Genomic DNA, 9,123 nt, shown 5'->3' with positions numbered 1-9,123 from the left:
GCGGGGGGGGGGAGGGGGCCGCGGGCGCCCGGGGCCGCCGCCGGCCGGGGGTGGCTCCGGGCCGTGGGGGGGGGGGGGGCGCGCGCGCCCACCACCCGACCGACCCCGGCGAGCCCCGTGAGGGCGTCCTTGGCGTCCGAGGCCATGAGGTAGGCGAAGTTCGGCGAGCAGAACGAGGTGGGCAGACGAAGGTGGACGGTCACGTCGCGGCCGTCGATGTCGACCGACCGGACGAAGCCCAGGTCGGTCACCGGCTCGTCGAGCTCGGGGTCGATGACGGTGTCGAGGGCGCGTCGGACGGCAGCCCTCGACACCGTCTGCTCGGGGGTGAGGACGGTCATGGCTTCAGACCGTGGCCAGGTCGGCGGCGGCCGGGTCGCGGGGACCGGTCTCGGTGGCCTCGGCCTCGGGAAGGCGCAGCTCCGCCGGGACCTCGATGTCGTACATCTTCGCGGCGTTGAGGCCGAGGATCTTCTTCTTCTGGTCCGTGGTGATCGGGGCGTACTCGGTCATGTCCTCGGGGATCTGGAAGTCGACGAACCGCTCGACCAGCCAGCGCGGGGTCCAGATCGCGTAGTCGCTGGAGAAGAACAGCCGGTCCTCGCCGACCCAGTAGAGGAGCTCGCCCATGATCTGCGCGAAGTACCGGGGCCGGGTGTGGATGAAGGGCATGGCGACTGCGAGGCCGCCGTACACGTTGGGCTCCTGCGTGGCGATCCAGCAGTAGTCCTCCAGCCGCGGGAGGCCGACGTGCTCGACGACGAAGTTGAGGTCGGTGAAGTCGGTGGCGACGTGGTCGATGTCGGCGACGTCGAACGCGTCACGGTCCAGCGGGCGGATGGTCGGGCCCTTGTGGACGTGGATGTTGGTGATGCCGAGCTCGCGGCAGACCTCGAAGTAGCGGTAGGCCCAGGGGTCGTCGAGCTTCCAGCCGCGGGACTCGCCGTGCCACTCGGCCGTGTAGAGCTTCACTCCCCTGAATCCCATCGCCGCGTGGTCGCGGCGCAGGTCGTCCAGGCCCTGCTCGCCGTTGCGGGGGTCGAAGTTGTGGTTGTAGGTGAGCTTGCCGGGGTGGGCCGCGGCCAGCTCGTACGCCTCCTTCGTCTGCCCGAAGCCGTTCTTGTAGAACTCGGTGAGGGCCGCCGGCTGGAAGATGGCGTGGTCGACGTAGCCGTCCTCGAACAGGTCCTTCATGAGGCGCTGGCCACCCTGGTACAGGTAGTCCTCGTACGACCACGCCTCCTCCTCGGGCGAGAGGTTGCGGTGGTAGTCGTAGAAGCAGTCGATGAACTGCTTGCCGTGCTCGTTGCGCAGGTTCTCCGGACGCGCGTCCCAGAGCGCGATGTGCGCGTCGACGATGAAGTAGTTCTCGCCGTCCTTGGTGTACATGGCCTTCTCCTTCTCGCGACGCCGTCGTCGCGGACTGCAGCGACGGTAGGTGCCGCTCGAGGCCGGTGACAGGGGGTCGCAGTCTCACTTTGAGACCCGACCCCGTCTCACTTTGAGACGCGAACCCGTGGCCCTGCAGAACGCCCGGAGTTACCGTTTCCGGGAGCGAGAGGAGGTCGACGATGACCGCCGACCACGAGGCCGCCCTGCCCCGCCGCGCGGGCGCGCCGACCGGGGCCCCGGGGGCCTCGTCCACCGCCGCCTCCGCGCCCCCGTCGAAGCGCCTGCTCGCGTCGTGGCAGCGCAGCGAGGAGTACGGCGTCTCGCTCGAGTCGGTCGACCCCGTGTGGGCCGGCTCGGTCGTCCCCGACTCGCTCTTCTTCGAGTGCGGCCACGAGGTGCTGACGAGCCTGCACCGGACGCTGGCCGACGAGCCGCTCAGCCTCATGCTCACCGACGCCGACGGCCTGGTGCTCAACCGGTTCTCCGGCGACACGAGCCTGCTGCGCGCGCTCGACCGGGTGCACCTCGCACCCGGGTTCGCCTTCTCCGAGCGCGAGGCCGGCACCAACGGGCTGGGGCTCGCCCTCGCCGACCGGGCGCCCTCACTGGTCCGGGCCGAGGAGCACTACAGCGCGAGCCTGTGCACGTACACCTGCGCCGCGGTGCCCGTCATCGACCCCGTCGGTGGGCGCCTCGAGGGCTGCGTCAACATCACCACGTGGTCCCGGTCCTCGGCCGGCCTGCTGCTCGCGCTCGCCGAGTCTGCGGCCTCCACCACGGCGGCCCTCATGCTCGCGCGCTCCAGCGGCCGGACCGTCCGTTCGCAGCCGCGCGGTGCCGTCTTCCGGGTCCAGCGTGCACGCCTGGAGCCGGCGGCCGGCACCATCCGGTCGATGTCGGCGACGTGGACCGACGCCCTGGAGACCGCGACGTCGGCGTTCCGGGAGGGCCGCACCGTCGCCGCCGTCGGCGAGCCCGGGTCGGGGCGCGCCACCCTCCTCGGCCAGGCGCTGCGTCGGGCCCACCCGCGCATCCGCGTCCTGACCGCCGACGTCCCCGACGCCGAGGACGTGGAGGCATGGCTGTCCCTGTGGATCCCGGAGCTGGCCAAGCCCGACACGGCCGTGGTCGTCGAGAACGTCGACGCGCTGCCGGCGTGGGCGGCATACGAGCTGCGGCAGCGCGCCATGGCGGCGGTGGCCGACCGTCCGCCGACGGCCGACGGCGGCCTGGCCTGGGCGGTGACCGCCCGGGAGCTCGACGTCGTGCCGGCGCCGCTGGCCCCGCTGGTCGGCAGCGTGGTCGAGGTGGCACCCCTGCGCGAGCGCCCCGAGGACGTGCTGGCCCTGGCCCGGTGGGTGGCCCACCAGGCCCGCATGCGCGAGGTCGACTTCACGCCAGCCGCCGAGCGCGCGCTGCAGGCCCACGACTGGCCGGGCAACGTCGACGAGCTCGTCCGCGTGGTCCACGACGCGGCCGCCCGCTCCGAGACCGTCGACGTGCGGCACCTGCCCCCGGCGTTCTCGACCCACCACGCGCACCGCCTCTCGCGCATGGAGACCCTGGAGCGCGACGAGATCGTCCGGGCCCTGGCCCGCGACGGCGTGAGCGTCGGCGAGGCCGCGGCAGAGCTCGGCATGAGCCGGGCGACGCTCTACCGCAAGCTGCGGTACTACGGCGTCTCGCGCTGAGCGCGGCACTCCAGCAGCCGCGGACCTGCCGCCTCCACGTCCCACCCGCCGTCCTGCAGGAGCCGGCGCCACTCGGCCTCGGTCCGCTCGCGACCGCCCAGCATGACGAGCATGTGCAGGTCCATCCACGGCGCCCAGTCCCAGCCCTCGCCGTCGGCGAGCACCGTCTCGACGACCAGCAGCCGCGCGCCGTCCGGCGCCGCCCGCCGGCACGAGCGCAGGATGCGCAGGGCCTGCTCGTCGTCCCAGTCGTGCAGGACCACGGCCATGACGTAGGTGTCCGCGACGGGCACCTCGTCGAAGAAGCTGCCGGCGACGAAGCCACACCGGTCCCCGGCCGGTGAGGTGGCCATGAGGGCGAGCGCCTGCTCGCGCACCGACGGCAGGTCCAGCACCGCCCCCGTCAGGTGCGGGTGCGCCTCGAGCACGGCGAGCAGGTTGGTGCCGGTGCCGCCGCCGATGTCGACGACGGAGGTCGACCCCGACCAGTCCCTCGCGAGGAGCACCTCCCTGCGCTGCCGGGACCCCGCCGCCATGGCCTCGTTGAACCGCGCCCCCTCGTCCGGGTGGCTCGAAAGCCACTCGAACATCGGCATGCCCCGCTGCCGCTCGAACGCCGAGCCGCCCTCGCGCAGGGCCACGAGCAGGTCGGCCCACGCGGCATACCCGCGGTCGGTGTGGATGTCGACGAACGGCGCCACACTCGCGCGGGCGTCCCGGCACAGGAGCCGCGAGGTGTCCGTGTGGACGACGCCGTCCGGCCCCGTGTCGAAGACACCGACCGTGCGCAGGGCGCGCAGCAGCCTGGCGAGCTGTGGGGCCGGTATGCCGGTGTGCCCGGCGAGCACCTCGAGCGGCACCGGCTCGTCCCCGACCCGGTCGGCGAGACCGCTGTCGACCACCACCCCGAGGGCCTGGGTGACCATGTAGCCGCCGAGGAGCCGCATGACGTCCTGTGCCGGTGGGAGCTCCACGGTCCGGACGGTACGCGCGGGACCGCCCGTCCGGGTCAGCCGTCTGCAGCAGGACGGGTGTCAGAAGTGGGACTTCAGCGCGCGCAGGACCCAGCCGAGGTGCTCGTCGGCCCAGCCCAGGGTCGACAGGGTCGAGTCCACGATCTGCGGTGGGAACCGGACGAGCGTGTCGCGCAGCACGAGGCGGTCGAAGTCGACGAGCACCGGGCCCGTCCGCGGCTGCCCGTTCGGGTGCCGGAAGGCGACCCCGGCGGACTCCATGATCCGGATCATCTCCTGCGCGATGAGGCCGTAGCCCACCGTCGTCGGGTGCACGCCGTCCAACGAGAACAGCCCGCCCTGGTCCCGGCCACCGTGCCCGTCGCCGCTGAGGAACCGCGAGTCGACCGGCGGCTGCAGCGCCTGCAGGGTCGGCGGCAGCGGGTACGGCGTCCACCAGGAGGGCCTGGCGTTGACGTCGTTGATGTACCGCCGGGCGGCGAGGCGGTCGAGCATGCCCGCGATGTCGAGCAGGTACCAGTCCCGTACCGTCCCGCCCGGCGCGCCACCGCTGCGCTCGGTGCGCACGACGCCCTCGATGTCGGTGTTGAAGACGTCGATCGCGTAGTCGACCGCGCGGGCCTCGTCGCCGGTGATGTGCACGTCGCGGCCGGCGTTGAAGGCCTGGTCGGTGACCCACGGCCTCGCGTAGTAGGGGAAGTACCGCGACCCCGGCTGGACCTTGCCGCCGATGCCGCGGGCGATCGGGGCGATGGTCACGTGCGGGACCGTGCACCAGATGACGTGCCGCGCGCGGATCCCGCGGACCGCATCGACGACGTGCCCGAGCTCGGACCGGAAGTGCTCGGGACGCCAGATCGTGTACTGGCCCTTGCCCGTCAGGGAGTCGTACCCGGGGCCGCTCCAGCGGACGGTGAGGTCGGTGACGGTGCGCAGGGCGTTGTTGGCCCCGAGGAAGACGATGAGCGTCTCGATGCCGTCGTCGGTGTCGTCGTCCCTGTCCTCGCCGAGCCGGGCTGCTGCCTGGAAGACGGACAGCGTCCTCTCGGTGTCGCCGCGGGGGTAGACGCGCAGCGCGGCCCGCTCGCTGTTGTGCTCGACCACCTGCTGGAGCAGGTCGTCCTTCGGCGTGGTCACCTGCTGCTCGAGCAGCTCAGCAGTCCAGTCCAGCGCGTCGCGCAGGTCCCAGCCGTACATCCCGAGGTTGTGGTTGATGCCGGTCGCCGTCGGGGGCACGGCGCCGGGCCCACGCTCCCAGTAGTCCTCGACGTCGTCCATGAACTGCCGCGCCCGGAACAGCGCCAGCGGCAGCTCCCAGAGGCTGATCGCCGAGCCCACCTGCGACTCCAGGTCGCGCATGAGCAGCTCGAGGTTGATCGGCAGCCCGCCCAGCCCGGGGTAGCGCGGGTAGCGGAAGCCGTCGAGCCACCCCAGCTCGTAGGCGATGATCGCGCCGTAGGACAGGTCGGTGTTGAAGACGGCACCGCTCTGGAAGCCGTGGCTCAGCGAGTCACCGATCAGGACCAGCCGGTTGCGGGGCGTGCCCGTCCACGACTGCGGCGGCAGCGTGACGCCCACGGTCGCGTCGAAGCAGGGCACGCGCGGTCCGGCTCCGCGGGCCGCCAGGTCCCTGACCTCGTCGGGGGCGTCGGGCGGCACGGTCTCGGCCGTCAGGGAGGGGGCGTGCGTGCCGTCAGGCATGTCCTGTCACCTTTCGTCGCGATGGGTTCGTCCCGGGTGTGCGGTGCATCGGTGTCCCTGGGGGGTCAGCGCACCCGCCGGCGCGCGACCGTCAGCTTCCCCGCCGTCTTGGGTCCGTACTCGCCGTCGACGACCAGGCCGCCGGCCCGCGTCTGGAAGGCCTTGACGGCGCCGGAGGTCATCGGCCCGAAGTCGCCGTCGACCTGCAGGCGCGAGGACTGGACCTTGTTGAGGCAGCGCTGCAGCTGCTTGACGAGCACGCCGGCACTCCCCCGGCGCAGCATCGGCAGGCCGGGCGGCGCGGCGTCACTGCCGGTCGCCGCACCCGGGGCCACCGCTGGCGACGGCGTGGGCGCACGCACCGCTGCCTGGCCCGGCCCGGCATACTCCGGGCGCCCGTAGCCCACGATGGTGGAGGCGTAGCGCGCCCGGCGCAGGCAGGCGTCGGAGGTGTTGCCCTCGATGGTGTAGACGACGCCGTCGCGCACGCCGGTCACGAGGCCGATGTGGTCGATCGCGCCGATGCGGTCGGTCTCGTCCCAGTCGAAGAAGACGATGTCGCCGCGACGGATGCCGGCGATGTCGACGTGCCACTGGCCCTCGCGGCGGAAGCGCTCCGCGTGCCAGACGGTGAAGGCGTAGTCGCGTCCGAAGCAGACCGGCCCGGCGTTGCCGGAGGTGTTGGCCCAGTAGGTGATGCTCTGGTTGCACCAGGGCGCCGTGGCGAAGACCGGGCCGTTGCGCTGGGAGTACCACCGCGTGATCGTGTTCGGCCGGCCCGTCAGCCCCAGCGACCGCTCGGCGGCCCGGACCATGTCCTCGACCCCGGTCATGTCTGCCCCTCCTGCCCCGTGGGGGGTGGGGTCGTGGCGGCGGCGGGTGCCGCGTAGATCCCCTGCGCGTCCGGGGTGCCGAACTCCTTCCGGAGCAGCTCGGCCTCCTCGTCCTCGCTCTGGTCCTTGCGCGCGTTCCCGGTGTCGCGCAGCAGGTCGAACTGGTCCTGCTGGGTGGCCGTGCCGGGCTCGTCGACGGGACGGTCCTTCTCCGGGAGGGGGCCAGACGTCCGGGGCGCCTCCTCCTCGGCACCGGGCGGCGCCACCCCCGCGGGTGCCGTGGAGGCCGCGCCCTCGACCGGACCGCCGGACCCGGGACCCGGAGCCGGGGCGGCGCCCGTCGCCCCGCCGTCGGCCCCGGCGTCGGGTGCCGGCGCGTCGGCGGGCAGGACCTCCGCCTTGGAGTTCGGCAGCGGGGCTGCAGCCTCACCCCCGGGGAGGCCCTCGAGCAGGTCCTGCGCTCGCTTGTCGAGGAGCCGGGACAACGCCTGCTGGGAGAACCCGAAGAGCAGGGCGTAGGCCAGGATCTGGCCCTGGTTGTCGAGGTTGGACAGGCCGGGCGCGAACCCGCCCTTGATGGCGACCAGGCCCAGGATCGCGGTCATCGCCCCGAGCGGGAACTTCAGGACGGCGAGCGCCACCGGCACGTCGTAGGGGTTGGCCGTGCCCTTGAGGTTGCGGATCGACAGCACCGCGGCGAAGGCGCCGCCCAGGCCGCCCATCGCCGTCGCCACGAGGATGTCCGGGGCACTCGGTCTGGCACCCGCGAGCTCGCGCGACGGGCAGGCGATGATCTTCTCCCTGCCGGTGTCGAAGCACAGCGGGACCCAGCTCGGGTTCCGCGTGACGAAGACCAGCGTGACGACGACGCACACGAAGAGGAAGGCAGCGGCGAGCAGCACGATGTTGCGGAAGCTGCGCAGCTGCGCGTGCTCGAGGTCGAGCTTCTCGTAGCTGTCGCCGACCAGCCGCCGCATGCGGGGGCGCAGCCGCGCGGTCGGCAGCGCGCTCAGCTCGGCGATGGTCGAGCGGCGGGGGTCGTCGCGGTGCAGCGTGGCGTTGGCGCGGGCGACCACCATGGGGATCTCCGCGCGGAGCTCGGCGTCCGTGTAGAGGTCGAGCATCGCGCTGCGCGCGGAGTGCATGTTCCGGTATGCCGCCTCGACCAGCGTGCCGCGCCACCAGTTCGCGAGGCGGCCCGGGATGGGGTCGTCGCGGAAGGCCGCCGCCCGGGCCCGCTCCACGAAGCCGTCGATGCCGACGGCGACCATCTCCTGCGGCTCGGTGAGGTCACCGCGCGCCCGCGCGGCGTCGACGCGCATCTTGAGGCGGTTGGTCTCGACCGCCACCTGCTGGACCCAGATGCGGCGGCGCGGCGCCGTCGCCTCCCCTCCCTGGGCTGCGCCCATGGCCCTCACCCCCACGCTCCCCGGGCCTGCGGCGCCCGTGTGGGCTCAGGGTGACCGGCGGTGCGTCACGCGACCGTCACGGCGGTGTCACGCCGACTGCGGACCGTGGCGTCCGCGCCCGTTCGGCAGCCGTGCAGGAGGGCCGCCATCAGCGCCGACGGCTGCACCCCGAGCTCACGCTCGAGCAGGCGGGCGTACCGGTCGTGCTGGCGGACGGCCTCCGCCACGTTGCCCTCCTGCAGGTGCACGGACAGGAGCAGCCGGTGGCCGCTCTCCCGCAGCGGGTCCGCCTCCACCAGGGCCAGCGCGACCTGCAACGCCTCGCCCGTCCGACCGTGGTCGAGCAGCACGGTGCCGATGACGTCGAGGGAGTACAGCCGCAGCTGGCGGAAGCGGTCCCGCTCCTCGACCACCCACTCGTCGTACCACCCGGTCAGCAGGTCACCGCCGAGGCGGCGCAGCGCCTCGCCCGCGGCGAGCAGCCCGTCGGGCGGCTGCCGCGTTGCGAGCACCTGCTGGGCATCGCGCAGGAGGTCGTGCAGGTCGACGACGACGTGCTCGGCCAGTGCCAAACCGGTCCCGCAGGTGCGCACCAGGGACGGCCCCGGGAGGGCGGCGATGCGCCACAGCGCGCTGCGCAGGCTGGCACCGGCGTGCTGCTCGTCCGCCTCCGGCCAGAGCGTGGCGCTCACGAGGGACCGGGGCGTCGGCCGGGCCAGCAGGGCCAGCAGCGCGAGCAGCCGCTGCGAGGCGGCCGGCAGCTCGACCGGACCGTCGCGGTGCCGCAGCTCGAAGTCGCGCACGAGCCCGAGCGAGACCTGGGTGTCGAAGCGGGCGCTTGCGGTGGCGTCCGGCACGGTCCTCACCCCTCATCCGGAGCGATGACGGCGCGGCCGGGTCTCCGACTCGGGGTGGGGCCCGCCGGGGACGGCGGGTACCCACTCCGTGGATCCCTGCAGGCCCGAAACGCGCCGTTTCACGATCCAGACATCGTAAAGCGAGGCTCCGGACCGCAAATACAGCGGATGACGGAGCACCTCACAGCCACCGGAGGGTGAGGGGGCAGAACGGACTGTGCGTTGCCCCGGGGACCGGGGCGAAGCACAGTAGCAGGTGAACCGCT

8 protein-coding genes are annotated in these 9,123 nt (G+C 73.1%); 1 reads left to right on the top strand and 7 read right to left on the bottom strand.

Annotation, left to right across the window (positions count from 1 at the left end; translation table 11 throughout):
* Together ACFUC1_RS19305 and ACFUC1_RS19300 are read right to left on the bottom strand one after the other, a co-directional pair.
* On the bottom strand, positions 1–341 hold a 341-nt coding region (locus ACFUC1_RS19305), incomplete at its 3' end, for an iron-sulfur cluster assembly protein (protein WP_379122714.1).
* Between the two features lie 4 nt (positions 342–345).
* The gene (locus ACFUC1_RS19300; protein ID WP_379122712.1) at positions 346–1,389 is read right to left on the bottom strand and encodes an amidohydrolase family protein; all 1,044 of its coding nucleotides are present in this window, start codon (positions 1,387–1,389) and stop codon (positions 346–348) included.
* Positions 1,390–1,571: 182 nt separating this feature from the next.
* Here ACFUC1_RS19300 and ACFUC1_RS19295 point away from each other — a divergent pair, with 182 nt between their 5' ends.
* Entirely contained in the window at positions 1,572–3,083 is a 1,512-nt protein-coding gene (locus tag ACFUC1_RS19295; protein ID WP_379122710.1) for a helix-turn-helix domain-containing protein, read from the top strand.
* Here ACFUC1_RS19295 and ACFUC1_RS19290 read toward each other — a convergent pair.
* The 5 genes from ACFUC1_RS19290 to ACFUC1_RS19270 form a co-directional block, all read right to left on the bottom strand.
* Complete coding sequence (locus tag ACFUC1_RS19290) at positions 3,065–4,057, bottom strand: methyltransferase (protein ID WP_379122708.1); 993 nt, start codon at positions 4,055–4,057, stop codon at positions 3,065–3,067. The two genes, ACFUC1_RS19295 and ACFUC1_RS19290, sit on opposite strands and share 19 nt — an antisense overlap.
* Positions 4,058–4,117: 60 nt before the next feature.
* Entirely contained in the window at positions 4,118–5,758 is a 1,641-nt protein-coding gene (locus tag ACFUC1_RS19285; RefSeq protein WP_379122706.1) for a hypothetical protein, read from the bottom strand.
* Between the two features lie 65 nt (positions 5,759–5,823).
* Positions 5,824–6,591, bottom strand: coding sequence for a peptidoglycan-binding protein (locus tag ACFUC1_RS19280; protein WP_379122704.1), 768 nt, complete (start codon positions 6,589–6,591; stop codon positions 5,824–5,826).
* On the bottom strand, positions 6,588–8,000 hold the full coding sequence (locus tag ACFUC1_RS19275; RefSeq protein ID WP_379122702.1) for a hypothetical protein: 1,413 nt from the start codon (positions 7,998–8,000) through the stop codon (positions 6,588–6,590). Before ACFUC1_RS19275 ends, ACFUC1_RS19280 begins: the two co-directional genes overlap by 4 nt.
* Before the next feature lie 65 nt (positions 8,001–8,065).
* Positions 8,066–8,866, bottom strand: a complete 801-nt coding sequence (locus ACFUC1_RS19270; protein ID WP_379122700.1) for a BTAD domain-containing putative transcriptional regulator — start codon at positions 8,864–8,866, stop codon at positions 8,066–8,068.
* Positions 8,867–9,123: the final 257 nt, after the last annotated feature.

Source organism: Pedococcus sp. NPDC057267, assembly GCF_042668795.1.
Classification (GTDB): domain Bacteria; phylum Actinomycetota; class Actinomycetes; order Actinomycetales; family Dermatophilaceae; genus Pedococcus.
The sequence above is the reverse complement of the archived record's forward strand: the minus strand, read 5'-3'. Positions and strand labels throughout refer to the sequence as shown.

What these genes read in the sequence shown, in the direction of transcription:
- ACFUC1_RS19275 (WP_379122702.1), bottom strand. Translation starts at nt 8,000, where the DNA reads ATGGGCGCAGCCCAGGGAGGGGAGGCGACGGCGCCGCGCCGCCGCATC.
- ACFUC1_RS19295 (WP_379122710.1), top strand. Translation starts at nt 1,572, where the DNA reads ATGACCGCCGACCACGAGGCCGCCCTGCCCCGCCGCGCGGGCGCGCCG.
- ACFUC1_RS19300 (WP_379122712.1), bottom strand. Translation starts at nt 1,389, where the DNA reads ATGTACACCAAGGACGGCGAGAACTACTTCATCGTCGACGCGCACATC.
- ACFUC1_RS19280 (WP_379122704.1), bottom strand. Translation starts at nt 6,591, where the DNA reads ATGACCGGGGTCGAGGACATGGTCCGGGCCGCCGAGCGGTCGCTGGGG.
- ACFUC1_RS19285 (WP_379122706.1), bottom strand. Translation starts at nt 5,758, where the DNA reads ATGCCTGACGGCACGCACGCCCCCTCCCTGACGGCCGAGACCGTGCCG.